At 57.6% G+C, this 23,546-nt stretch carries 22 protein-coding genes; 7 read left to right on the top strand and 15 right to left on the bottom strand.

Going from position 1 to position 23,546, the window contains the following annotated elements; all coding sequences use genetic code 11:
- Positions 1–25 precede the first annotated feature (25 nt).
- The 14 genes from LINBF2_RS10735 to LINBF2_RS10800 form a co-directional block, all read right to left on the bottom strand.
- Positions 26–2,599, bottom strand: a complete 2,574-nt coding sequence (locus tag LINBF2_RS10735; RefSeq protein WP_281888795.1) for an FtsX-like permease family protein — start codon at positions 2,597–2,599, stop codon at positions 26–28.
- A complete protein-coding gene (locus LINBF2_RS10740; RefSeq protein ID WP_281888797.1) occupies positions 2,596–3,483 on the bottom strand; it encodes a formate dehydrogenase accessory sulfurtransferase FdhD in 888 nt (295 codons plus the stop codon). Before LINBF2_RS10740 ends, LINBF2_RS10735 begins: the two co-directional genes overlap by 4 nt.
- A 72-nt stretch (positions 3,484–3,555) precedes the next feature.
- Positions 3,556–3,897 (bottom strand): hypothetical protein, encoded by a 342-nt coding sequence (locus LINBF2_RS10745; protein WP_104801279.1) that lies wholly within the window; start codon positions 3,895–3,897, stop codon positions 3,556–3,558.
- 22 nt (positions 3,898–3,919) lie between these two features.
- Entirely contained in the window at positions 3,920–5,059 is a 1,140-nt protein-coding gene (locus LINBF2_RS10750) for a formate dehydrogenase subunit gamma (protein ID WP_281888800.1), read from the bottom strand.
- Between the two features lie 15 nt (positions 5,060–5,074).
- A complete protein-coding gene (locus LINBF2_RS10755; protein WP_104801281.1) occupies positions 5,075–5,296 on the bottom strand; it encodes a hypothetical protein in 222 nt (73 codons plus the stop codon).
- A complete protein-coding gene (fdh3B, locus tag LINBF2_RS10760; protein WP_104801282.1) occupies positions 5,293–5,922 on the bottom strand; it encodes a formate dehydrogenase FDH3 subunit beta in 630 nt (209 codons plus the stop codon). The genes LINBF2_RS10755 and fdh3B overlap by 4 nt, the downstream gene beginning before the upstream one ends.
- A gap of 10 nt (positions 5,923–5,932) precedes the next feature.
- On the bottom strand, positions 5,933–8,896 hold the full coding sequence (locus LINBF2_RS10765; RefSeq protein WP_104801283.1) for a formate dehydrogenase subunit alpha: 2,964 nt from the start codon (positions 8,894–8,896) through the stop codon (positions 5,933–5,935).
- Positions 8,897–8,907: 11 nt separating this feature from the next.
- Positions 8,908–9,126: a formate dehydrogenase gene (locus tag LINBF2_RS10770; RefSeq protein ID WP_104801284.1), complete on the bottom strand. Its 219-nt coding sequence runs from the start codon at positions 9,124–9,126 to the stop codon at positions 8,908–8,910.
- A 188-nt stretch (positions 9,127–9,314) separates the two neighbouring features.
- A complete protein-coding gene (locus LINBF2_RS10775) occupies positions 9,315–9,932 on the bottom strand; it encodes a molecular chaperone TorD family protein (RefSeq protein ID WP_281888804.1) in 618 nt (205 codons plus the stop codon).
- A gap of 8 nt (positions 9,933–9,940) precedes the next feature.
- Positions 9,941–12,040 (bottom strand): 4Fe-4S dicluster domain-containing protein, encoded by a 2,100-nt coding sequence (locus LINBF2_RS10780; RefSeq protein WP_281888806.1) that lies wholly within the window; start codon positions 12,038–12,040, stop codon positions 9,941–9,943.
- Positions 11,967–12,575 carry a DUF3306 domain-containing protein gene (locus LINBF2_RS10785; protein WP_104801287.1) on the bottom strand — a complete coding sequence of 203 codons (609 nt, stop codon included), beginning with the start codon at positions 12,573–12,575 and terminating at the stop codon, positions 11,967–11,969. Before LINBF2_RS10785 ends, LINBF2_RS10780 begins: the two co-directional genes overlap by 74 nt.
- A complete protein-coding gene (locus tag LINBF2_RS10790; protein ID WP_281888808.1) occupies positions 12,565–13,155 on the bottom strand; it encodes a DUF3305 domain-containing protein in 591 nt (196 codons plus the stop codon). The genes LINBF2_RS10785 and LINBF2_RS10790 overlap by 11 nt, the downstream gene beginning before the upstream one ends.
- A 7-nt stretch (positions 13,156–13,162) precedes the next feature.
- Positions 13,163–14,254, bottom strand: coding sequence for an iron-sulfur cluster carrier protein ApbC (apbC, locus tag LINBF2_RS10795; RefSeq protein ID WP_281888810.1), 1,092 nt, complete (start codon positions 14,252–14,254; stop codon positions 13,163–13,165).
- 128 nt (positions 14,255–14,382) lie between these two features.
- Complete coding sequence (locus LINBF2_RS10800; protein ID WP_281888812.1) at positions 14,383–14,664, bottom strand: AraC family ligand binding domain-containing protein; 282 nt, start codon at positions 14,662–14,664, stop codon at positions 14,383–14,385.
- A gap of 56 nt (positions 14,665–14,720) precedes the next feature.
- Between LINBF2_RS10800 and metG the strand changes: the two genes are divergently transcribed.
- The 7 genes from metG to panC all read left to right on the top strand — a co-directional run bounded on the left by metG (position 14,721) and on the right by panC (position 22,190).
- The gene (metG, locus tag LINBF2_RS10805; protein WP_281888815.1) at positions 14,721–16,814 is read left to right on the top strand and encodes a methionine--tRNA ligase; all 2,094 of its coding nucleotides are present in this window, start codon (positions 14,721–14,723) and stop codon (positions 16,812–16,814) included.
- Positions 16,815–16,821: 7 nt separating this feature from the next.
- Positions 16,822–17,574: a YoaK family protein gene (locus LINBF2_RS10810; RefSeq protein WP_281888817.1), complete on the top strand. Its 753-nt coding sequence runs from the start codon at positions 16,822–16,824 to the stop codon at positions 17,572–17,574.
- Complete coding sequence (locus tag LINBF2_RS10815) at positions 17,571–19,247, top strand: SulP family inorganic anion transporter (RefSeq protein ID WP_281888819.1); 1,677 nt, start codon at positions 17,571–17,573, stop codon at positions 19,245–19,247. Before LINBF2_RS10810 ends, LINBF2_RS10815 begins: the two co-directional genes overlap by 4 nt.
- A gap of 41 nt (positions 19,248–19,288) precedes the next feature.
- Positions 19,289–19,492 carry a DUF3460 family protein gene (locus tag LINBF2_RS10820; RefSeq protein ID WP_281888821.1) on the top strand — a complete coding sequence of 68 codons (204 nt, stop codon included), beginning with the start codon at positions 19,289–19,291 and terminating at the stop codon, positions 19,490–19,492.
- A gap of 82 nt (positions 19,493–19,574) precedes the next feature.
- Positions 19,575–20,372 carry a ScpA family protein gene (locus tag LINBF2_RS10825; protein ID WP_281891327.1) on the top strand — a complete coding sequence of 266 codons (798 nt, stop codon included), beginning with the start codon at positions 19,575–19,577 and terminating at the stop codon, positions 20,370–20,372.
- A 63-nt stretch (positions 20,373–20,435) separates the two neighbouring features.
- Complete coding sequence (gene panB, locus LINBF2_RS10830) at positions 20,436–21,308, top strand: 3-methyl-2-oxobutanoate hydroxymethyltransferase (RefSeq protein WP_281888823.1); 873 nt, start codon at positions 20,436–20,438, stop codon at positions 21,306–21,308.
- Between the two features lie 18 nt (positions 21,309–21,326).
- The gene (gene panC / locus LINBF2_RS10835; RefSeq protein WP_281888825.1) at positions 21,327–22,190 is read left to right on the top strand and encodes a pantoate--beta-alanine ligase; all 864 of its coding nucleotides are present in this window, start codon (positions 21,327–21,329) and stop codon (positions 22,188–22,190) included.
- Between the two features lie 318 nt (positions 22,191–22,508).
- On the opposite strand, the gene LINBF2_RS10840 is transcribed toward panC, so the two are convergent.
- Positions 22,509–23,534, bottom strand: a complete 1,026-nt coding sequence (locus tag LINBF2_RS10840) for an NAD(P)H-dependent glycerol-3-phosphate dehydrogenase (RefSeq protein ID WP_281888827.1) — start codon at positions 23,532–23,534, stop codon at positions 22,509–22,511.
- Positions 23,535–23,546 lie beyond the last annotated feature (12 nt).

A 23,546-nucleotide genomic window follows, 5' to 3' on the forward strand; every position in this document is an offset into this window, starting at 1 on the left:
CTTGCTCTACAAGCTACCGCACGTTTCAAGATGCTTGGCGCAAGGTTTGCACCACAGGGCGGCGCAGCACATCGCGCAAGCCCCACCAGCCTGCCACCAGCGCGAGCAACGCACCCACCACTGCGCCCAACAAAGGCACCCACGGGCTGGCCGTCCATTCAAACTCAAACGCAAATCGGGCCAAGCCCCAGCCCATCAGCATGGCCACGCTGGTGGCCAGCATTCCGGCCAATGCGCCAATGCCTGCCAACTCGGCACGCTGCACATTGGCCAGCAGTCGGTTGGATGCACCTAGCGCACGCAGCACTGCATATTCACGCGTACGCTCTTCACGCGTGGCAGTCACTGCCGCAAACAACACGACCAAGCCAGCGGCCAAAGTGAACAAGAACAAAAACTCCACCGCACTCACCACTTGGCCCAGCACGCTTTGCACTTGGTTCAAAGTCGCGCCCATGTCCACATTGGTGACGTTGGGGAAACGGTTGATGAGTTGGTTGTCAAACGTGGGCGCGGGCTTGTCAGTGGCCACTGCACGCTGAGGCGCACGGAAGGCGGCGATGTAGGTGGTGGGCACATCAAAGCCCGCATCGGTGGTCATGCGACTGACGGGGTACATCACAAAGAAGTTGGCACGCATGGAGGCCCAGTCCACACGCCGCACCGAGGTGATGCGCGCTTCGTGCAGCACGCCCGCCATGTCAAAGCGCAGGGTGTCACCCAGTTTGAGCTTCAGGGTTTTGGCAATGCCTTCTTCAATGCTCAAGGCATTGGCTTCTTCGGCTTTCCAAGTGCCCACCACCACGGTGTTGTGTTCGGGCTCTGTGGCGTTGAATGACACATTGAACTCGCGGTCTACCAAACGCTGGGCGCGTTCTTCGGTGTAGCTGTCTGGCGTGACGGTGTTGCCATTCACCGCCACCAAACGTGCGCGAATCATGGGGTACCAGTCGAGCTTGTTCACGCCGGCTTCGCGCAGTGTTTGTAAAAACGGCTCCGCTTGGCTGGGCTGGATGTTGATAACAAAACGATTCGGCGCGTCCACTGGCGTGGCATTGCGCCAGCTGCTGATGAGGTCGGTGCGCAGCAGCACCAACAAAGCCAAAGCCAATAAGCCCACAGCCAACGCACTGACCTGCACCATGGCATACACAGGGCGTGCGCTGATCTGCCGCGTGGCCAACATCAACCACGGCGGCGCACTGCCCTCCACCACGGTGCGGCGAAGCACGTACACCGCCAACCATGCCATGCCAGCAAACAACAGCACCGCACCCGCAAAGCCGCCCACCACCATGAGGCCGAGTTTCAAATCACGGCTCACCGCAATCAGCAGCACCGCGAAACCTGTCAGTCCTAAGGCCCACACACTGAGTGTGGTGGCTTTGAGTTCACCCACATCGCGACGCATCACGCGCAGCGCAGGCACGCTGGCCAACTGCAACACGGGAGGCAATCCGAAAGCGAGCAGCAGGGTCAGGCCTGTACCCAGGCCATAGACCACAGGCCACACGCTAGGCGCAGGCAAAGCGGTTTCCACCAATCCTTTGAGCAAGGCCACGAACACCAAATGCACGGCATAGCCCAAAGCCAAACCCAACACACTGGCAAAGCTGCCGACCCACACAAACTCGGCGGTATACGACAAGGCAATGTGTCGTTGGCTCAAGCCCAACACGCGCAACATGGCGCAGTCATCCAAATGGCGGGCGGCAAAGGCGCGAGCTGCCAAGGCCACAGCCACAGCACTGAGCAGTGCAGCTAGCAAGGCCACTAAGTTCAAGAACTTGCCCGCACGGTCCAAGGTTTGGCGCATCTCTGGGCGGCCTGCTTCGAGCGACTCCACACGCACGCCGCGCACCTCTGGCTTTTTGCTCTCGGCTTCGGCCCATGCCAAAAAGTTTTTGGTGGCGTTGTCAGCACCAACCACTGCATAACGCCACGTCACACGGCTGGCGGGTTGAACCAATGCAGTGGCTTCGAGGTCTGCCGTGTTCATCAACACGCGCGGCGCAAAGTTCATGAAGCCTGCGCCACGGTCAGGCTCGTGCACCAACACGCGGCTGATGCGCAAGCGGCTGTTGCCCAGCGACACGCTGTCGCCCACATCGAGGCCTAGGGCTTCTAAGCCTGCGGCCTCCACCCACACCTCGCCGCTGGCGGGAATCTCTTTGGTTTTTTCTGCTGCGTCAGCCTGCGCCAAGCTGCTGGCAACTTTGAGTTCACCGCGCAAGGGGTAGCCCGCCTCGGCCGCTTTGAGCGCCACCAAACGGCTGTTGCTCTCTGCGCCGCTTTGCGATTGGCCACGCGCCATGGTGGGGAAGCTCAAGGTTGTCACACCCTGCAAGCCATCTGCTTTGGCGCGCTGCACGATGTGTGCGGGTGTGGCTAAGTCGCTCACCACCACCACATCGCCGCCTAAGAGTTGGCGTGCATCGCGTTGCAATCCACCGTTCAAACGGTCGGCCAAAAAGCTGACCGAGCTGAGTGCCGCCACCCCCAACGCCACAGCCACCACCAGCAAGCGCAGCTCACCTGCGCGGGCATCGCGCCAGAGTGTGCGCCAGGCTTGCGTCCACCAGGTCACGCCAGCGCTCATACGCCCGCCACCTTTTGCACACCACCTGCTGCAAGCGTCGGATCCAACTGCATACGCTCAGGCGATGTGTAGCAAAGAAAATGTTTGTTGGTCGCGCGACCAATCGTGCACAGCTTCAAGCGTGTGGCCACGTCATAGCCCATTTGCGTGATGCCGCTGCGCGACACCACCACAGCCACACCCATTTGCGCAGACTTCATCACCATCTCGCTGGTCAAGCGGCCGGTGGTGTAAAAAATTGAATCAACATTCGCAGTCACGTTATTCATCCACATCCATCCAGCAATGGTGTCTATGGCGTTGTGACGGCCCACATCTTCTACAAAAATTTGCATCTGCTCCCCACTGAACAAAGCACAGCCATGCACCGAGCCTGCAGACTTGTAGGTGGTTTCTTGCAGACGAATCGCGTTAAGCACACCATACAAACGCGCTTGGCTGAGACGCGCATCGGGCAACGCCAAGCCATCTATCTCACCCATCAAATCACCAAACACACTGCCCTGCCCGCAGCCGGTGGTGACCACACGCTTTTCGGTGCGCGCTGCAATGTCGGCAATGCCGTGTCGAGTTTTGACGGCAGCCACGCCTGCACCGTCTTCGCCTGCCTCCCAATCGACCGTGATGGATTCGACATCGCTCACATCTGCAACCAAACGTTGATTGCGCAAATAACCTAGCACCAACAACTCGGGATGCGCGCCCAAGGTCATCAGCGTGACGATTTCGCGTTTGTCCACATAGAGTGTCAACGCGCGCTCAGCAGGGATGGACACCTGTTCGTGCACGCCGTGCTCGTTGATCACGTCGATATGGCGGGTCAATTCGGCTTGGGCTTGGGTGAGGTAAGGCAGCACGGTAGAAGTAGGAGATGCGATAGACATAAGCTGACAAGGCTACAACAAAAAGGGCCGCCACCTTTCGGTGCGGCCCAATGAACAGCGAGGCTGTATGGATTACTTCTTTGCCGGTGCGGCTGGTGCAGCGGCCACAGCAGGCGCTGAAGCGGCAGCCACAGGCGCAGCCGCTTCTGGCGGTGTGTAAACAAACTTGCCTGGGTCAGCGCAAGGTGCTGTGGCGACAGGCTTGCCTGCTTGGGCTTTGTTGGTCTTTTGCACGTGCGCCGCCACTTTGTCTTGTGACTTGCACAACAAGTAGGCTTCAGCCTTGGCAGTGTGAGCCGTTTTAGCCTTGGCTTCATCCGCCTTAGCTTTGGCTTCGTCGTTCAGTGGTGGCAATTTGGCAAATGCCGTGGCGCTGACAGCGGCCAAGATCAATGCAAAGAGTGCTTTGTTCATAGTTGTTCTCCTGATCAGCGCATCAAACGCGCGCTGTGGTTCCCGATTTTTCGTCGGTGCGATGAGCTGGAATTTTGCCAGCCTTGATGTCGTTGTGCCAGAGTTCGTGATGCTCTTTGGCCCAGGTCTCATCCACATAGCCAGTTTTCATGGCTTTGAATGCACCTTCCATACCGACCGTGCCCATGTAGATATGGCCAATGAACATGGTCATCATCAGCACAGTGGCCACAGCGTGAACCATGTGTGCAATTTGCATCATGCCGCGCTCGTAGCCCAAGAAAGGGATGACCTTATCCAGCACCAAGCCAGAAGCCACCACGATCAAGCCGAGGCCAAACACGCCAGCCCAGAACACCACTTTCTCGCCCGCATTGAAGCGGTGCGAAGGTACTTCTTCACTGCCGAACAAGCCGCCGGCTTTGATGATCCAAGCCCAGTCTTCTTTGCTAGGCCAGTTGTCTTTCAAGAAAGTGAAAAACACCACCGTCAAAGACACAGCAAACAGCGGGCCTGCAAAGTTGTGCGCGTTTTTCAGCAAGTAGGTGATGAAACCAAACAAGGTGTCACCAATGATTGGCTGAATAAAGAACTTGCCAAACGCCATGAAGATGCCAGACACCGCCAACACCACAAAGGCAATCGCGTTAGCCCAGTGGGCTGAACGCTCAAACGGTGTGAAGCGCTCAATCTCCACGCCCGTTGGCTTGCCATGCAACATGATCATGCCTTTGCGCCAGTAGAACAAAGCCACGGCACCCAACACGATCAGCAGCAAAGAGCCGCCGTAGGGAATGATCCAGTTGTTGCGCACCTGACGCCATGCTTCACCTGCTGTGGTGAGGCGTGAGCCTGGGTACTGAGCAAAAGGTTGAATCAACACACCCGCTTCAGGAGCGTCAGCCTTAGGCAGGCTGCTGTAGCCCTGCGCGCCTGCACCCACACCGCGCCACATGGGCGCGTTGTTGCCAGGCTGGACCGTGCCACGCTCGGCATTGGTTTGCTCGGCATAGCCGGGCGCATCGCTGGCGTCAGGTTTGACGTCTTGAATGTTGACGCTTTTGACAGCCGGAGCTGCCGCAGGCGCTTTGTCTTGTGCGGCAGCTGACAGTGCGAACACCGTCAAAGCTGCACACAACACCGATTGAAAAGAGCGGTACATGATGTGCCCCTTGGTTTACGGTGCGCGACTGTTGTCGTTTTGGCCGTATTGACCGCGAGCACGCAGGTGTTGCTCCCAGCTGTTTTTGTCACCGGCTGTCCAGCCGGGGGCGACAAAACTATTAGCTGCACCGCTGTAAGCAGTGGCGTCGTTTTTGGTGCCGAGGGTTTGAGCCTTCTCGCCGCAAGCGGTGAGAGCGGCCACGCTCAACACAATGAGTGACATGCGCTTCATCATTTCTTCACTCCTTCAACCTTAGCAGGTGCTTGACCGGCTTGCTTAGAGCCATAAGCCGTGCCCCAGCCCCACACTTCAGCACCCTTGTTGCGCTTCACGACGCGGTTGCGGAAGATGTCGGCCACCATGTCGCCGTCACCGGCGAGCAAGGCTTTGGTCGAGCACATTTCGGCACAAGCAGGCAACTTGCCTTCGGCCAAACGGTTGCGACCGTATTTTTCAAACTCGGCTTGGCTGCCGTTGGTTTCTGGGCCACCGGCGCAGAAAGTGCACTTGTCCATCTTGCCGCGCACACCGAATGTGCCTTGGCTTGGGAACTGAGGTGCACCAAATGGGCAAGCGTAGGAGCAGTAGCCGCAGCCAATGCAAATGTCTTTGTCGTGCAAGACCACACCTTCGTCGGTCTTGTAGAAACAGTTCACAGGGCAAACTGCCATGCAAGGTGCATCTGAACAATGCATACATGCGACTGAGATGGATTTCTCACCGGGTACGCCGTCGTTCAAAGTGACCACACGGCGGCGGTTCACACCCCATGGGACTTCGTGTTCATTTTTACAAGCGGTGACGCAACCGTTGCACTCGATGCAACGCTCAGCGTCACAGATAAATTTCATGCGTGCCATTTAATTCTCCTTAGGCGCGTTCGATGTTGCAAACGGTGGTTTTGGTTTCTTGCATCATGGTGACGCTGTCGTAACCATATGTGGTGGCTGTATTGACCGCTTCACCACGCACCACAGGCGCTGCGCCTTTGGGGTAGTACTTGAGCATGTCTTCACCTTGCCAGCGACCCGAGAAGTGGAAGGGCATCCAAACGGTGCCTGTGTCAACACGCTCTGTCACCAACGCTTGCACATTCAAACGTGCGCCGGTGGGGCTCTTCAACCACACGCGCTCGCCGTTGCGGATGCCACGGTCTGCTGCTGTTTTGGGGTTGATTTCCACATAGGCTTCTTGTTGCAACTCGGCCAACCATGGGTTGGAACGGGTTTCTTCGCCGCCACCTTCGTACTCGACCAAGCGGCCAGAGGTGAGGATGAGTGGGAATTTCTCGTGCACTTTGTCGGCGATGTTTTTGTCTTGGATCGTCTTGTACAAGGTGGGCAGGCGCCAGAACGCTTTTTTGTCAGCGTGCGTGGGGTACTTTTCCATCAAGTCAGGACGTGTGCCATACAAAGGCTCGCGGTGTTGTGGGATGGGGTCTGGGAAGTTCCACACCACAGCACGCGCTTTGGCGTTGCCGAATGGGTGGCAACCGTGGTTTTGCATGAAGACACGCATCATGCCGCCCGAGTTGTCGGTCTTCCAGTTCTTGCCTTCGGCCAATGTTTTTTCAGCATCGGTGAGTTCATCCCACCAGCCCAGTTTCTTGAGCAACACGTGGTCGAGTTCTGGGTAGCCGGTGGTGATGTCTGCGCCTTTGGAGTGCGAACCGTCTTCAGCCAACAGGTTTTTGCCGTCTTTCTCGACGCCGAAGTTGGCGCGGAAGTTACCGCCGCCTTCCATGACGTGCTTGGAGGTGTCGTACAAGTTGGGGGAACCTGGGTGCTTGAGTTCGGGCGTGCCGTAGCAAGGCCAAGGCAGACCGAAGTAGTCACCGCCAAAGTCGTAACCGGTCTCTTTGTCTTTACCGCCTTTGGACTTGAGGGTCTTGACGTCAAAGAGATGCATGTTGCGCATGTGCGCTTTCAAGCGCTCTGGGCTTTGGCCGGTGTAGCCAATGGTCCAAACCGACTTGTTGATTTCGCGCAAGATGTCTTCGACCATGGGCTCATCCATGCCTTTGACTTTTTGCAGCTTGTAGTTCTTGACCAACTCTGGACCAAAGCCCAGCTTCTGAGCGAACTGATACATGATCATGTGGTCAGAGCGGCTTTCCCACAATGGCTCGATGACCTTCTCACGCCATTGCAACGAACGGTTGGATGCCGTGCAAGAACCGCTGGTTTCAAACTGTGTCGCGGCAGGCAACAGGTACACCGCACGGTTGGGGTTGAGGTCTTCAGCTTTGCCAGGCATCGCGGCCATGGCGGCTGTGGCCGATGGATAAGGATCCACCACCACCAACAAGTCCAGCTTGTCCATGGCACGCTTCATCTCCAAACCACGGGTTTGTGAGTTCGGCGCATGGCCCCAATAGAACACGGCCTTGAGGTTGCTGTCTTGGTCGATGAGTTCGTTCTTTTCGAGGACACCGTCGATCCAACGAGACACAGTAATACCAGGCTTACTCATCATGCCGGGATTGGCAAAGCGACCTTTGACCCAGTCGAATTCAACGCCCCATGCTTTGGCAAAGTGCTTCCATGAACCCTCAGCCAAGCCGTAGTAGCCAGGCAGCGAGTCAGGGTTCGGGCCCACGTCGGTCGCACCTTGCACGTTGTCGTGGCCACGGAAAATGTTGGTACCACCACCGGACTTACCGATGTTGCCCAAGGCCAACTGCAAAATGCAAGAGGCACGCACGATGGCGTTACCGATGGTGTGCTGCGTTTGACCCATACACCAAACGATGGTGCCTGGGTTGTTCTCGTGCAGCATGGTGGCCACTTTGGTGATCTGGTCTGGAGACACGCCACAGACTTCTTCGACCTTGTCGAGTGTCCACTTGGCCATGACATCTTCTTTGACCTTGTCCATACCGAACACGCGGTCATTGATGTACTTTTTGTCTTCCCAGCCATTCTTGAAGATGACGTGTAACAAGCCAAACAAGAAAGCGATATCAGAGCCTGAGCGAATACGCACGTACTCGTCGGCCTTGGCCGCTGTGCGTGTGAAACGTGGATCAACCACGATCATCTTGCAGCCGTTTTCCTTGGCATGCAGCATGTGCAGCATCGACACAGGGTGAGCTTCAGCGGCGTTGGAGCCGATGTACATCGCGACCTTGCTGTTTTGCATGTCGTTGTACGAGTTGGTCATCGCACCGTAACCCCAGGTGTTGGCCACACCAGCCACCGTGGTGGAGTGGCAAATACGGGCTTGGTGGTCGCAGTTGTTGCTACCGAAGTAGCTCACGAATTTGCGCAACAAATACGCTTGTTCGTTGTTGTGCTTAGAAGAGCCAATCCAGTACACGCTGTCTGGGCCTGCGGTTTTGCGCAGGTCAAGCAGCTTGGCGCTGATTTCGTCAAGGGCGGTGTCCCAGCTGATGCGCTCGTACTTGCCATTGACCAATTTCATGGGGTAACGCAAGCGGAACTCGCCGTGACCGTGCTCACGCAAGGCCGCACCTTTGGCGCAATGTGCGCCGAGGTTGATGGGGGAATCAAACACCGCTTCTTGGCGCACCCACACGCCGTTTTCAACCACGGCATCGACCGCACAACCCACGGAGCAGTGGGTACAGATGGTGCGTTTGACTTCGATCTTGCTAGCGCCATCGCTCATCATGGAACCAGAGGCGTTGGCTTTCTTAACCAAGCTCAGTTGTGTGGCAGCCAAGCCCACGCCGATGCCTAGGCCAGACCGGCGCAAAAAGCCACGGCGATCAAGGGTTGGCAAAGCCTGTGACAAGCCGCGTTGCAAGCGGCCAACGAAAGCAGAGCTGCCAGAAGTTTTGGCAGCTGAATCAGTTTTACGGGTCAACAACATGTGTGTCTCCTTCAGACGCGAGCGGTCTGGTAGTAACGCTTGACGTGTTCGCTCAAGCTGTAGCCGCCACCATTTTCAGGTGCGGGAGGAAGTTTGTTCAATTCAGCAGAGGGGGTGTCGAGACCGGGCAATGCGGTGACAGCTGCAGCGGCGGCACCAGCAGCGGCGGCACCCATAAAAAATCCACGACGCGACGGAGTCGCTTGTTCGGTGGCTTGTTCTTTTTTCATTTTTAGCTCCTCGTGATGTCGTGGGTATGCACGACTTTGCATAATGTACCAACGAAGTGAGTTTGTCTTATACGTAGTAACGACGAGAAGCCCTTAAACAGACTCAAGTTTTGTCACCAAAAAAGCTTTTTTGTCGCATTGGTGTCTCGTATAGAACTCAAAAAAACAAACGAAGACACCCAACAGGGCTAAGCCAACATGTCAAAGCCCTGAGCTTCCACACTCACAAACGCACGGGTCAGCTCGGCCAATGCGGCATAAAAACGGGCACGCGGTGTGGCTTGCACCGCATCGCAAAACGCAGGCAACCAAGTTTGCACATGGGCGGCAAAAAACTTGGCTTGTTGTGTGAGATTGGACACCGACACATCGTCCCCCGCCACCAAAAAGCGCATGACTTCAAACACGTAAGACACATGGTCTTCAGTTTCAGACATGGTGGTGTCGTCGCGGCCTAGGCCCAGCGTCGCCAAATCGGTGCGCAATTGAGCCAAAGGCTTTTCATTCAAAAAGCCAGTCAAGAAGTGCGAGGCGTACACATACACCTCGGGCTTGCCCACGCCACCAAACAGGGCGTGATGCTCGCTTTGAATGGCCTTGTCGTCCATGTCTCGGGCCACACCCACAAACTGACGCCAGGGCTCTTCCAAAAAACCACCCGACGCAGGCGCATCCGTGGCAGCCACACGCAATTGCGCCAGCAGCTCAGAACGGGCGGGTGCGTAAAACAGTTCTGAGATCAAACCGTACAGCTCAGCGCGTGCGGTTTCTTCGTCGAGAGCGGAGGACAAATGAGGTTCGGTCATAGAAATAGTTAGACGATTTTTTGCTCGTCGCCAGCAGAGTAAATGTCAATCACACGGCAGTCGCCGCACATCTTGAGGCGCTGCAAAGCCTCGCCTTGGAACATCGAGTGCCCAGCCAATTTACCAATCATGGCCTCGATGCCTTTGAGCGTGCCAAAGGGTTTGCCGCAACGCACGCAGCCATAAGGCTGGGTTTCGTTGAGTACGCGTACTTCTTTGCGTTGTGGCGTGAGCAACAAACGCGGAACGAGATTGAGCGCTTTTTCGGGGCAGGTGCTGACGCACAAACCACACTGCACGCAGTTCTTTTCAAAGAAACGAAGCTGTGGTGCTGCTTGATTGTCTTGCAGCGCGTTGGCAGGGCAAGCGCTGACGCAACTCATGCACAAGGTGCAACTGTCTTTGTTGACCTCAACCGAACCGAATGGCGAACCATCTTTGGGCAAAGCCAGCGCTTCAGGAGCAGCGGCGGTTTTCAAGACCGGTGCATGTTCCAGCAAATGGTCAATCACCATGCTGAGGGTGCTGCGCTTTTCAAACATCACTGCGAACGTGGCAGCGGGCACGGTGCTACTCAGGCGCTGCTGGCCAGTGGTGAGGCGTTGCAGCTCTGCATCGAGTTCCATCGCTTGCGTGGCATGCACCAGCTGCACAGGCAGGCGGCCGGCTTTGGCATAGCCCAAGCCTTCGAGCATGGCCTGAGCTTGCGCCATTTGCGCTTGCAAGCCGTCGGCATATTGCGGGGCTTCTTCGGCGGTCTGAAGCACCAGCACTTGGGCGGCACCATAGGCCAAGGCCGTGAGCCACACATCCAAGCCAAGACTGGCGGTGTGCCACAACGACACGGGAATCACATGCGCAGGCAGGCCTTTGGCCACTTTGAGTTGCGCCGCACGGCCCAGCTCGTTCACCAAAGCTTGGCCCGCGTCTTGGCTGTGCAGCAAGATGACCGCGTCTTTGCCGCCTGCTTTTTGGTAGGTGCTGAGCAGGGTCTTGAGCTTGACGCCTTGCTCACTCGCACGCGGGTAGGCGTAGGTCAGCGCACCGGTCGGGCACACCGTAGTGCACGCACCGCAGCCCACACACAAGTTGGGGTTGACCTTGATTTGTTGGCGTGACTTGTCAGAGCTAACAGCCTCGGCCGAGCAAATGTCCACGCAGGCGTTACAGCCGACTTGTTCGTTGCGGCTGTGCGCGCAGAGTTTTTGTTTGTAGTCAAAGAACTTGGGCTTTTCAAACTCACCCACCAGCTCGCGCAAGCGCAACAAGTTGGCCGCAGTTGCACCGCGGAAATAGCCTTGGGGCAACGCGTGGCGTGTGAAGGCGCTTTGCTCGCGCAAATCAAGCACGAGGTCGAACTCGGCGGTTTCTTCTTGAACCTCGCGCTGAAAGTTAATCGCACCAATAGCACCGCAAGCAGTCACGCAATCGCGGTGCGAGCTGCACTTGTTCAAATCAATTTGGTAGTCCAAGCCAATCGCTTGCTCAGGGCAAGCAGCCACGCAGGCGTTGCAACGTGTGCAGAGGTCCAAGTCAATGGGGTTGTTGTTTTGCCAGGTGAGCTTGAACGCACCCAGCCAACCGTCCACACGCACCACTTGGCCGCCCAACACGGGGTAGGTGCGGTTTTGTGCGCCGCCAGCCTCGCCAGCGCCTTGGGTGAAGATCGTCACTTTCAAGGTGTCGGCCAACAAAGCGGCCGCTTGTTCGGCGTGGTCTATCTGCCCCAAGATGAGCAAACGCCCTGCACTCTTGAACGTCACCGTGGGCACAGGCTCGGGCTCGGGCAAATGCGCAGCGGCTAACAGCGCGGCGATTTTGGGAGATGCGTTTTTGGCGTCGCTGCTCCAGCCACCGGTTTCGCGGATGTTGACGAACTTGATGACCGATGTCTTGGCTTGCGCCTCCACAGCCAAGTCGCCAAACAAGCGTTGCTCTTGGGTGCAGGCCACCACCACATCGTCGGTGCCTTGCACGGCTTGCACAAATGCGTTCGCCTCGCGGCGGCACAAAGCCGTGTGCAGCGTGAGCGGCTCAGACAGGCTTTGGCTCAGTGCCTTCGGGTCTAGCGGTTGGGTCTGGTTGCAGTCGCAAATCAGCGTGGTCATGCGTAGTGGGCTCAATGTTGGAATGGTTATCAGCAGGGACGGACTGTGCCACGACTTTGGGTTCTTCTGTTGCGCTCTTGTCACCACCGCTTATTTCGGCGATTTTCTCCGACTCATCATCAAACAAGTTCAAAGTCTTGGCACTGGTCATTTGACGCAGCATCGCTAGCGGCAATGGATCGGGTTGGCTGTAGTCGTCGATGTAGATGTCCAAGCCGTCCATCACATTGAAATGCGGGTCAGCGAACAGCTTTTTCATGGCTGCGTTTTTCACATCAGGTGTCACGCCACGGGCCACGTAAGCTGTGAAATCAGACTCAGGCGTGAGATGCTGGGTGTCAGCCAAACTGGGCATTGGCACAGCATCCGTTTGTGGCGCTTGCATGGGAGGCACTGCAGCTGTTGAAGCCGATGCAAGGCCCGTGCTGACAGCAGGCACGTGTTTTGGCTCCTCCAGCGGGCGACCTTCGCGCACCTCCACCTTGCGGCGCGACCAACGGCTTAAAAAACCAGCTGGGGTGTCGTCATTGGCCATGGCTGCCTCCGTTGTGCGGACCACCGCCTCGAATTTTTTCGGTGCTCACCGAGGCGGGATTGCCAAAACGGTCTTGCAAGGCACGAAAACTGTCTGGGCGCTTGCGACGCTTGGTTTCAACCACCCAGTGCTCATCCATGAAGTCGCCCATCCACGCCACCACTTCTGGTGGCACGGGCACTTGATCCACGTTTTCTTGAGCGTCTAGCCAGCGCCCTGCGTCGTGATAGCTCAGGCTCACCATGATGGGCACGGCCATCACTTCGTCGCTGATGTTTGGTTCTTCTTCCATGCGCCACAGCACAAACCAGCACGGCGCGGGTGACGAGGCATTGAGGTAGTAACCCTCGGCATCATCTTTGAACAGCTCAACCGTGAAGCCCGGATGCAACCAAATTTGCTCATCGTCGGTTTGGCGCAAGCAGCGCGGCTCAGTGCCAAAGTGATCGGCGTGGGGCAACAAGTCATGTCCTGTCACGTCGTGCAGCACCCAGCGCCACTGTTGCCAACGGCTCATATCGCCGGGCACACGCTCACGGCGCATGACGACGGCGACTTGGAGGCTAGGGCGTTGCGACATGTGTGAATTAAGTCTCTTTAGAGATCTTGATACTTGGGAACTTGCTAGAAAAGTCTTTGGCTTTCGCAGCAATCTTCACAGCGACTTGACGGGCCACCGCCTTGTAGATGCCTGCCACTTCGCCATCGGGGTCAGCCACCACGGTGGGCTTGCCGCTGTCGGCTTGCAGGCGGATTTGCATGTTGAGAGGCAATGCGCCTAAGTAGTCCATGCCGTATTGCGCGGCCATTTTCTTGCCGCCGTCTGCGCCAAAGATGTGTTCAATGTGGCCGCAGTTGGTGCACACGTGCACGGCCATGTTCTCGACCAAACCGAGGATGGGCACGCCCACCTTCTCAAACATCTTGATGCCTTTTTTGGCGTCGAGCAACGCAATGTCTTGGGGTGTGGTGACGATCACCGCGCCCGTCATCGGCACGCGTTGGCTCAGCGTGAGCTGAATGTCGCCCGTGCCTGGGGGCATGTCGACGATCAAATAATCCAGAGCCTTCCAGTTGGTTTGGCGCAGCAGCTGCTCTAGCGCTTGGGTTGCCATGGGGCCGCGCCAAATCATGGCTTCGTCTTGGTCCACCAAGAAACCGATGGACATGACTTGCACGCCGTAGTTCTCCAGCGGGTCCATGGTTTGACCGTCGCTGCTCTCGGGGCGGCCTTCAATGCCCATCATCATGGGCTGGCTGGGGCCGTAAATATCGGCGTCGAGCAAACCCACGCTGGCGCCTTCAGCAGCCAAAGCCAAAGCCAAGTTGGCAGCGGTGGTGCTTTTGCCCACACCGCCTTTGCCAGAAGCCACAGCAATGATGTTTTTGACTTGCGGCAGCAAAGCTACGCCGCGCTGCGCTGCGTGCGCCACGATGTTCATGGTGATGTTGGCCGACACGTTGTCCACGCCCGCCACGCCTTTGGCAGCGGCAATCAGCTCTTTGCGAAAACCCGCAATTTGGCTTTTGGCGGGGTAGCCCAGCACCACGTCAAACGACACATCACCGCCATTGATTTGCAGATTTTTCAATGCTTTGGTGGTGACAAAGTCTTTGCCCGTGTTGGGGTCGATGACCGTCTGCAGGGCGGCGGTCAGAGTTTGTTCGTTCAGGGACATAGAAACTTCTTGATATTGAAATGTGAATTGCTGGCAAGTCTAGCGCGGCGCGTTTGACCGCACACATCACAGGTCATCCCTGCGACTGAGCGTTGAGAAAAGAAAGTGAAGGTCAGCGCAAGCGCCGATCAAACGTTCTTGCGCGCTACCCAATAAATCGCGCCTTGCGCACCATATCGCTCGTCATGGGGCACGTTGGGCTCCAGCTCAAAAATAGCGCCGGGCTGCAAGTGCTGGGTGTGGCCATTCATGGTCAGCCACATCTCGCCTCGCGTGACGATGGCGTGCACGCCAAACGGGTGGGTGTGGGTCTCTAAAACCGTGTTGGGTTCCCATTCGCGCTCGATCACCTCATCAAAGCCAGCGGCTAGGACTTTTTGGCGGAATTCGTCAAAGCTGGGTAAGTTCATCAGCGCATTCTGTAGGAACTAGAATCGCCCCCTTCGCCCTAAGGTCTTGCTTCCAAATGTCCCAGCGCCAGCTATTTGTTACCACCGCCCTGCCCTACGCCAACGGCAACTTCCACATCGGCCACATCATGGAGTACATCCAGGCCGACATCTGGGTGCGTTTCCAGCGAATGCAGGGCCACAAGGTCGATTTCGTAGGCGCAGACGACACACACGGCGCGCCCATCATGATTGCCGCCGAGAAGGCGGGCATCACCCCGCAGCAGTTTGTGGCCAACATCGCCGCAGGCCGCAAGCCGTATTTGGATGGCTTTCACATCCAGTTTGACAACTGGCACAGCACCGACGCACCCGAGAACCACGAACTGGCCCGCCAGATTTACCGTGACTTGCGCGACATCCCCGAATCTGAAGGCGGCTCGCTGATCGAGCGTCGCACGATTGACCAGTTCTTCGACCCCGAGAAGAACATGTTCTTGCCCGACCGCTTCATCAAAGGCGAGTGCCCCAAGTGCCACGCCCACGACCAGTACGGCGACAACTGCGAGGTGTGCGGCGCGGTTTACGCCCCCACCGACCTGATCAACCCGTTCTCGGCTTTGTCGGGCGCTAAGCCTGAATTGAAAAGCTCAGAGCATTTCTTCTTCAAGCTGTCTGACCCGCGCTGTGTGGCATTCTTGGAGAAGTGGACGCAAGACGGCAAGTTGCAACCCGAAGTTGCCAACAAGGTCAAAGAGTGGTTCAGCGTGCGCGCCAACCCCGATGGCACAACCAGCGAAGGCTTGGGCGACTGGGACATCTCGCGCGACGCGCCTTACTTTGGCATCGAAATTCCTGATGCGCCGGGCAAATACTTTTATGTGTGGCTCGATGCGCCTGTGGGCTACTTGGCCTCGTTGAAAAACTTGCTCGACAAGCGCGGCGAGAGCTACGACGCCTACATGGCCAACGACAAGCTGGAGCAATACCACTTCATCGGCAAAGACATCGTCACCTTCCACACCTTGTTCTGGCCCGCGATGCTGCACTTCAGCGGCCGCAAAACACCTAACAACGTGTTTGTGCACGGCTTCCTCACCGTCAACAACGGCGAGAAGATGAGCAAGAGCCGTGGCACGGGCCTTGACCCGCTCAAGTACTTAGGCCTGGGCATGAACCCCGAGTGGCTGCGTTACTACTTGGCCACCAAGCTAAACAACAAAAACGAAGATGTGGACTTCAACGCCGAAGACTTCATGCTGCGCGTGAACAGCGATTTGATTGGCAAGTTCGTCAACATCGCATCACGTGCAGCGGGCTTCTTGACCAAGCGCTTTGAAGGCAAGCTCACACAAAGTTTTGGCGAACAAGGCACGGCGTTGCTGAGCGACATTCACGCCGCCAAAGACAGCATCGCCCAAGCCTATGACGCTCGCGAGTACGGCAAAGCCGCACGCGAAATCATGTTGCTGGCCGACAAGGTGAACTCGTATGTGGACCAACACAAACCTTGGGACTTGGCCAAAGACGCCGCCAACAACGAAGCCCTGCACCAAGTCTGCTCGTTACTCATCAACGCCTTTGCCGAGCTGAGCCGCTACTTGGCCCCTGTGTTGCCCGCGCTTGCGCAAGCGGTCGAAGCCTTCACCGGCACGTCCATGCAAAACTGGAACACATCAGGCAACGTGGCCAACATTCAACCCTACCAACACCTCATGCAACGCGTCACCCCCGAGCAACTCGAAGCCTTGTTTGAGCCCCCAGCCGTGGTGGAAGAAAAAGTCACCCCCGGTGGCGAAGAGATCGCGCCCACCATCAGCATCGACGACTTTGCCAAGATCGATTTGCGCATTGCCGAAATCGTCAACTGCGAAGCGGTGGAAGGCTCCACCAAGCTGTTGCGCCTCACACTCGATGTGGGCGAAGGCACCGACCCGCAGGGTCGTCCAATCACGCGCAACGTGTTCAGCGGCATCGCCAGCGCTTACAAGCCCGAAGACCTCAAAGGCAAACTCACAGTGATGGTGGCCAACCTGGCCCCACGCAAGATGAAGTTTGGCGTGAGTGAGGGCATGGTGCTTGCCGCCAGCCACGCAGACGAAAAGGCCGAACCCGGCATCTATGTGTTGCACCCATGGCTCGGTGCAAAGCCCGGTATGCGTATTCACTAAACACACCATGTTTCCCCTCATCCACGGCTGGACCAGCATCGCGCGCTCAAACCACGCCAACGTCAAGTTGGGGGCTGTGTTGTGCTTTGTGGCTGGGGCGGCCAATGCGGGTGGATTTTTGGCGGCGGGCCGTTACACATCGCACATGACTGGCGTGGTCTCTTCGGTCGCAGACGACTTGGTGTTGGGGCATGTCGACTTGGTGGCAACACGTTTGGGAAGCTTGATCTCCTTTGTTGCGGGCGCCATGTGCACCGCCGTATTGGTGAACTGGGGCCTGCGCCGCCATCTGGCCAGCGCTTACAGCTTGCCTTTGGTGCTGGAGTCCTTGGCGCTTCTGATATTTGGTTTATTTGGCGCGGCCATCAGCAGTTATGCCAGCCTATTTCTTCCACTCACCGTCATGTTGCTGTGCTTCATGATGGGTTTGCAAAACGCGGTCATCACCAAGATTTCTCACGCCGAAATTCGCACCACGCACATTACCGGTCTAGTGACCGACTTTGGCATTGAATTAGGGAAATTGTTTTACGTCAATCGCAGCAAAACCTCAGCCCAAGGCTTGCCCCGCGTTCGTGCGAACCGCGAGCGCTTATGGCTTCAAGCGCTGTTGATTGCTTGTTTTTTCTGCGGCGGACTGGTGGGCGCTTTGGGCTTTAAGGGCTGGGGCTACATCACCACTTTGCCGCTGGCGTTGTTGCTGTGGACCGTGGCCTTGCGCCCCGTACTCGACGACGTAAAAACCGGATTGCAACGATGAATGCGTCTTCTTTTTTCCGCCCTCACGTCATTGATTCACTGAAGGACTACACGCGCCAGCGCTTTTACCAAGACGTGGGCGCGGGCATCACGGTGGGTGTGGTGGCTTTGCCACTGGCCATGGCATTTGCCATTGCGTCGGGGCTCAAGCCTGAAGCGGGTTTGTTCACGGCCATCATTGCGGGATTTTTGATTTCCGCTTTGGGTGGCAGCCGCGTGCAGATTGGCGGGCCTGCGGGCGCGTTCATCGTCATCGTGTATGGCATCTTGGAGCGCTATGGCTTGGCCAACCTCATCATCGCCACCGCCATGTCGGGCGTGATGTTGTTTGCCATGGGCTTGCTGCGCTTGGGCACGCTGATTCGCTTCATTCCTGTGGCGGTGGTGATTGGTTTTACCAACGGCATTGCGGTGCTCATCATGGTGTCGCAGCTCAAAGACTTTTTTGGTCTGCAAGTCAAAGCTATGCCGGCCGACTTCTTTGGCATCTTGCGCACGCTCAGCGACAGCTTTGGCACGCTCAACGGCGAAGCTTTGGGCTTGGCTGTGATGTGTTTGGCAGTGTTGGCGTTTTGGCAATTGGCCTTGCCACGTTTGGCCAATGCCATGCCCAGCACCAAAAGTTTCTCCACCATCCCTGGCTCTATCGTGGTGTTGGTTGGCGCCACGGTGGCCGCAAAAATGATGGGACTTGAGGTGGAAACCATCGCATCACGCTTTGGCAGCATTCCTAGCAACTTGCCAGCGTTTGCGTGGCCCGAGTTCAGCTGGGACACCGCCAAGTTCTTGCTCATCCCTGCCACCACACTGGCCTTGTTGGGCTCGATTGAATCCTTGCTGTGCGCCCGCATTGCGGACCAAATGATGGCCGACGGCCCCTACGGCGACCGCCACGATGCCAACCAAGAACTGATGGCCCAAGGCATTGCCAACATCATCACGCCCTTCTTCGGCGGCATGCCCGCCACGGGCACGATTGCCCGCACCGTGACCAACGTGAAAAACGGCGGCAACAGCCCAGTGGCCGGCATGGTGCATGCGGCCACGCTGCTGGTGGTCATGCTGGTGGCCGCGCCGCTGGCGGGCGATGTGCCACTGGCTGCGTTGTCGGCCATTCTGATGTTTGTCGCTTGGAACATGGGCGAGTGGCACGAGTTTGTGCACCTGCGCCAGTTCCGTCTACCTTATCGCGCCACGTTGCTGTCGGTTTTCTTGCTCACGGTCATCGTTGATTTGACGGTGGCTGTGGAAGTGGGCCTGATGGCCGCGTGCCTGACATTTATCTACCGCATCTCCAGCCTCAGCCGTGCCGAGCATGTGCAGGCCGACGCCTTTCCTGAACTGGCAGGCCATGAAGCCAACGTGCAAGCCCACCGCTTGTATGGCGCTCTGTTTTTTGGTGCGGTCAAACTGGTCGAGGCCATTGAAGAAAGCCTACCCGCCCAAGCGCTGGTGCTAGACCTGAAAAACCTCATTTATGTTGACTCGTCCGGTGCTGACGCCCTTTTGGCACTGGCTCGCTCATGCAAGAAAAAGCATGTGCGCCTCATCGTCTGCGGCTTGGGCCACCAGCCGCTGGACATGGCGCAACGCAGCGGCGTACTGCACGCGTTGCCTGACACAGACCTTGTGCCCAATTTGAGCCACGGTTTGGCCTTGGCCCTCGGTCGCTAAAATTTACCCAATTTCAAGAAATCCAAATTAGGAACTTCACAATGTCGATTTTTCAACGTGACAACTACACCTCAGAAGCCACTCAGTTCATCGAGTCGCTCAAGGTCAAAAACCCACAGCTCGAAAAAGCCCAACGCGACGGTCGCGCTTTGCTGTGGGACAAGCAAGTGAACACCGAAATCCAGCAAGACGTGCAAGCTGGCCGCGTGGCGCAAAAGCCTTACCCCTACCAAACCAACGCGTAAAGCGTTCAGTTTGTTTTAAGCGCCCAACGTGCATCCTGCCGACCCCACCCTGCCTAACGACGAGGCACACATCGCCTCTGTCATGCCAGAGGTGATCGACAACGTGGCCGTGGCCCGCCTGTATGGCGAGCCGCTGTTTGCCATGCCGCAGGATTTGTACATCCCGCCAGACGCGCTCGAAGTTTTCCTCGAAGCCTTCCAAGGCCCGCTGGACTTGCTGCTCTACCTCATCCGCAAGCAAAACTTCAACATCCTCGACATCCCCATGGCCGCGCTCACGCGCCAATACCTGAGCTATGTGGACGAAATTCGCACACGCAACCTAGAGCTTGCCGCCGAATACCTGCTGATGGCCGCCATGCTGATTGAAATCAAATCACGCATGCTGTTGCCCCCAAAAAAGGTAGCCGAAGGCCAAGAGCCCGAAGACCCCCGCGCCGAGCTGGTGCGCCGCTTGCTCGAATACGAGCAAATGAAGCTGGCCGCCGCCAAGCTCAACGAAGTGCCGCAGTTTGGCCGCGACTTTTTGCGTGCACAGGTCTACATCGAACAATCGCTGCAGCCACGCTTCCCGGATGTGCATGTGGTCGAGTTGCAGCAAGCTTGGGCCGACATCTTGAAGCGTGCCAAGCTGGTGCAGCACCACAAGATCAGCCGCGAAGAACTCTCGGTTCGCGAACATATGAGCATCGTGCTCAAGCACTTGCAAGGCAAACGCTTTGTCGAGTTTGAAAACCTGTTTCAGCCCGAACAAGGTGTGCCCGTGCTGGTGGTGACCTTCATCGCCCTGCTTGAGCTGGCCAAAGAAACGCTGATTGAAATCACACAGGCCGAGGCTTTTGCCCCTATTTACGTGCGTTTGGCCTATACCCCTACGTAATAGACCCACGTAAACTCCACACCCTCTCGGCAACACAGGACTGGCTTTGCGCCACACCGTTCTATGAGCAACACCAACGCTTCGCCCTACGGCACTTTGCCCCCCGCATCCCCCGTCGCCGCCCGCAAGCCCATCAGCTTGCCCCGCTTGAACGAGCTGCGCGCCCGTGGTGAAAAAATCACCATGCTCACCGCCTACGACGCCACCTTTGCCGCCGTGGCCGATGCCGCTGGCGTGGAATGCATTTTGGTGGGCGACTCGCTGGGCATGGTCTGCCAAGGCCTCACCAGCACCGTGGGCGTAACGCTAGACACCATGCGCTATCACGTCGAAAGCGTGGCCCGTGGCATCCGCCGCGTGCAAGGCACAGCTTGGATCATTGGCGACCTGCCCTTTGGCAGCTACCAAGAATCCAAAGAACAAGCCCTACGCAGCGCAATGGTTCTGATGCAAGCGGGTGCTCACATGGTTAAGCTCGAAGGCGGCGGCTGGACCACCGACATCGTGCATTTTTTGGTCGAACGCGGCATTCCTGTCTGCGCCCATTTGGGCCTGACCCCACAAACCGTTCACGCCCTAGGCGGCTACCGCGTGCAAGGCCGTGGTGACTCTGCCACCAAGCTGCGCCAAGAGGCCATTGCCCTGCAAGACGCAGGCGCCAGCATGCTGGTGCTAGAGATGGTGCCCGAGCCACTGTCTACTGCCCTCACGCAAGAGCTGCCCACCTGTCACACCATCGGCATTGGAGCGGGCAACGGCACGGCCGGCCAAGTGCTGGTCATGCACGACATGCTGGGCGTCAACTTGGGCAAGAACCCCAAATTCGTGCACAACTTCATGGAAGGCCAAGCCAGCGTGCAAGCCGCCATGAGCGCCTATGTGGCTGCTGTGAAAAACGGCACATTTCCCGACAACGCCAAGCACGCTTGGGCCTAACCCAACCCCTTTCGTTTCATGCAAATCGTTCACACCCTCGCGGACCTGCGCCGCGCTTTACAGCCGGCCGCCCTGCGTGCCTTTGTGCCCACCATGGGCAATCTGCACCAAGGCCACTTAGAGCTGATGCAAATGGCACGCCAAGAGGTCGATAAGCGAGCAGCAACCGGCGGCATGACCGTGGCCAGCATCTTCGTCAACCGCCTGCAATTTGGCCCCAACGAAGACTTCGACACCTACCCACGCACGCTAGAAAACGATTGCGCTTTGCTAGAAACCAACGGCTGCGACGTGGTGTTTGCCCCATCCGAAAAAGACCTGTACCCCGAACCCCAAATGTTCAAGGTGCACCCACCCGCTGAGCTGGCCGACATCTTGGAAGGCGCGTTCCGACCCGGCTTCTTTGTGGGCGTGAGCACCGTGGTACAAAAGCTGTTCAACATCGTGCAGCCCGACTTGGCCGTGTTTGGCAAGAAGGACTACCAACAGCTCATGGTCATCCGCCGCATGGTGCAGCAAATGGCCCTGCCCATCGAGATCATCGGCGGCGAAACCCGCCGCGCTGAAGATGGCTTGGCCCTCAGCTCACGCAACGGCTACCTGAGCTCCGACGAACGCGCCGAAGCTGTGCAACTGTCTATGGCTTTGAAAGGTTTGGCTGCTGCCGCTCGTGCCGGCAATGCTGCTGGCCAGCTGGATGTGGCAGCCGCTGAAGCCGCTGCGATGGACGCCCTGCGCCAACGCGGCTGGGCCCCTGACTACATCACCCTGCGCCGCCAGCATGACTTATCACCCTTGAATGGCCCATGTGCTGAGCCGTTGGTGGTGTTGGGTGCGGCTAAGTTGGGTAAGACGCGGTTGATTGATAACCTCGAAGTTTGAGTTCCTCTTTGGCTTAGGTATTGGTGTGCGTGGTGGTTTTCTCCGGCTACGGTCGTGTGCGTGAGGCACGGCGGCCGCCTCATGCTGGAGTACCAGAAATCGTTGGCCGCCGCACCTCACGCACACAACTTTTCGATCTAGAAAGTCTTCGCTGGAACGAAAGCGACGTTGAAGCAACTAACCTGCGCCAGAGGTTTTCAAAACACCCATTTGTCAGCCGCAGTCTTCTCGCCTAGGGAGTGGGCGGGTGACGATTTCTGGTACCCCAGCATGAGGAACCCGCTCATTCCTTAGACGAGAAGCGAGCACAGCAAAAAGCTATTCGCCCTTTGCGCCACGCCCCATCAGCAAGGCCACAGCTTGCGCGGGTGTGATGCTGCCATCGAGCAACGCCACCACCGCCTGCGCAATCGGCATTTCCACGCCGAGGTGCTGCGCACGTTGCACCACGGTGCGGGCGCAATACACGCCTTCGGCCACATGGCCCAGTGAATCGACGGCTTGTTGCAGCGTCATGCCTTGGGCCAAAGCCAAGCCAACTTTACGGTTGCGGCTGAGGTCACCAGTGGAGGTGAGCACCAAGTCGCCCAAGCCCGACAGGCCCATGAAGGTTTCGGTCTTGGCACCCAGTGCCACGCCTAAGCGAGTGATTTCGGCCAAGCCGCGTGTAATCAGTGCAGCACGGGCGTTGAGGCCCAGCTGCAAGCCATCGCACAAACCGGTAGCGATGGCTAATACGTTTTTGACTGCGCCGCCTACTTCTACGCCCACGATGTCGTCGTTGGCGTACACGCGCAGGCTGCTGTTGTGAAAGGCTTGCACCATGGCGTCGCGCGCCGCAGCGTCATCGCTAGCAGCCACCAATGCGGTAGGCATGCCGCGCGCCACTTCTTGTGCAAAGCTGGGGCCGCTCAAAGCACCGCCGCGCAACGCAGGGGCCACTTGGGCTTTGACTTCGTGGGCCATCAAGCCAATGCTTTGTTGCAATGCATCAACGGCTGAAGCGTCGGCTTGCGCTGCTTCAAAACCTTTGCACAGCCACGCCACAGGCACGCTGCTGCCCAAGATGGGCGCAAGCTGCGTGAGCATGCCACGCAGGCTGCTCATGGGCGAGCCAATGACGACCAAATCTTGCTCGGCCAGCCAAGGGCCGAGAGGGGCTGACGACACTTGAACGCCTGCGGTGAAGGGCTGCTCAGGCAAGTAGCGCGTGTTCACACGCTCGGCTTGCATGGCTTGGGCCTGAGGCACATCGCGTGCCCACAGCGTCACGGTGTGGTGTGCGCCTGCGTTGATCGCCAGCGCTGTGCCCCACGCGCCTGCACCTAAAACGGCAATCTTCATGTCGACGGCCTA

Source organism: Limnohabitans sp. TEGF004 (genome assembly GCF_027924965.1).
In the GTDB taxonomy this organism is placed as follows: Bacteria; Pseudomonadota; Gammaproteobacteria; order Burkholderiales; family Burkholderiaceae_C; genus Limnohabitans.